Source organism: Vibrio sp. 10N.261.55.A7 (assembly GCF_002877365.1).
Lineage (GTDB): Bacteria > Pseudomonadota > Gammaproteobacteria > Enterobacterales > Vibrionaceae > Vibrio.
In genome coordinates this window covers 1-2,333 of the sequence record NZ_MCWZ01000225.1, presented here as the reverse complement: position 1 = coordinate 2,333, position 2,333 = coordinate 1, and the positions used below count along the sequence as shown (strand labels likewise).

The 2,333-nt window shown below is 34.6% G+C and carries 1 protein-coding gene; it reads right to left on the bottom strand.

The annotated features are described in order from the left end of the window. Positions 1–569 precede the first annotated feature (569 nt). Positions 570–2,333 (bottom strand): hypothetical protein (locus BCU12_RS23295; RefSeq protein ID WP_198599312.1); only part of this gene is annotated, 1,764 nt, incomplete at its 5' end.

The window sequence follows — 2,333 nt, the reverse complement described above, 5'->3', positions numbered from 1 at the left end:
TAAAACCTTTCAAAGCATTAAACGACTAACGCCAAGCTAACGGGCGACAACGCCATTCCACCCAAAACAAAAACTGCGCCCTAAACACTGAAGCTGATTTGAATGAAAGTGGCCAAGCGTTGGGAGTCCCTGTTGAGCGCCTTGTTATGTTTTTTTATAGCCTAAGCTTAAAATGACACATCGTGATCCCATGCAGTCAAGTTGATTATGTGTTTCCGAGCCAGAAATAGAACTTGGCAATTCAAAGTGTTCATAAATATCTGAATAGTCAATTACCCCGTAGACACGACAGAACCAACCATCAGGGGTAGGCTGCCATCTAGGGGTTAAAGTTTCACAGCCTTTAGACTCAAGATAATCCACAATAGGATTTAAATGAGAATAAATAGGCTTTCCAACATCCGATGCTGGCTTTATTTACAATTTCTTTTTGAAAATACTCATAACTCTGAATTCTTAGTAAAACATAACGCCTCGTTAAGAGGCAAACAATTGTTGGCTAAAATTAGCGACGAAGGAGCAAAAGCCAACTGTTTTTTGTCCTTTTAAACGACTTGTTATGCCGATTATCACCTCAATTTCGAGGGAGATACTGGTTTAGTACAATCAATGATAAGGTTGGATATGTTTTTATTTGCATTTATTTTATTAAGTTGAGCTTCTAATTCACCCAAAACGGCATACTTTTCTGGTCGACCGAATAACTCACATCTGTACCAAAGGACTAAATAAATACCATATTTACAACGTTCACCTTTCATATAAGCGGGTAATTGTTTAGTTAAGCCTTTTTCAACATTTACTGCATGAGCTAATTTTAATTCAACACATAGTTTAAGCAGTTTATTTTGACTGTTCGTAAATGACACCAAGAAATCTACTTCTCCATTTGAGCTTTCCACTTCTCGAGAAATCTGTATTCCCATGAAATCGAAAATAGCTCTTAAATGGTTAAATATATAAGGTTGCGTTTCTGGTTCTCTGCAAGGAACCTGTTTACCTGTTTCATCGTTCTTCCATAAATATTTGTAATCACCATGATTTTCGATGTTGTGTTTAACAAATAGATCTACACACCTGAAAACGAACTCTTTCAAACTTTTTTCAGTTTCAATTTTAATTGTGAGCATCAATTCTCGAATATCAATAAAAGCGTCAGACAAATTTACGCTATTAAGCCTCTCAACAAATCTAGTGAGTGTCTTAGAGTATGAGTTAGGGTTTGTTATTGCGTACAACTTGTGATGTATATTCTCTTTAGTTCTTTGGTCTATATGCTGAACAAAGTAATTAGAGAACATATTTACATTTATATCTTTTTTGTCTATTACTATATGCTTTTGTAATGCAGTTAAATTTGCTAAAAGTGTCTTAACAACAAATTCTTTATGTGGGTAGTAAGTACGTCCTATTAAGGCTTCTTTTTCTGAAAAGTCTATATTTTCATATCCATTTTCATTTAATTTAACATCAGGGGTATACAACTCTTTAATTGCAATAAGAATATGGGTGTAACTCTTCCCCTCCTCTGGTTCTACATCACAAAAATGGCTCCATCCCATATTTGCTATATTCCAGCCACTCATAATTCTAAACATAGGATCAGCCCAAAAAGCCGACACGGGGGATAATAGAATTTCTAATTTATCATCAACTTCGACTACTTGTTGATTAACACCGTAACAAGCAGATGGGATTGAAAAACGAATTAGCGTTACAACATCTTTATCTTTTGTTGAGTTTATTGATAGCGTTCCATTACCAAATAAAAAGCCATGTACTTCGACTCCTCCTGGTTTAGAGTTCACAATACTTCTTAAATAATCTAAATCTTCATCGCTTATTAACTCTTCATGTTCTTCAATAAAGGAATTAAGTTCAGTTCGACTTCTTAAGTTATATGAAGAGTTGTGAGCCACTATCGTTGTTACTAAAACAGATTTTTCAATTGATGACTTTGCAGTATCCAGTAATTCACTCAAGAAATCTCCTGCTTGTATGAACTGCCCCTTATATACAAAACATTCAACTGCTTTAGAAACGTGAATTGAAAAAACATTCCGTATAGCATCTTTTTCGCCAAACACCTCATTATCTGAACTTGAAAGTGCGATACGACTGAGTTCGATCCTAGCATTTAATGCTGCTAAGCCTTGAGAGCTGATTGCGAACGATTTTTCTATTTGCTCTTTAAAGTTCTGATTCTCAAAATCAATTACGTATGTTTTAGATATAAAAGATACGTGCGTGGATTCAAGAAACTTAGTTGTTGTTTTGAAATATTGATCTAGTTTATCTAAATCTGGAGATGTCAATATAACAGGATATAAATG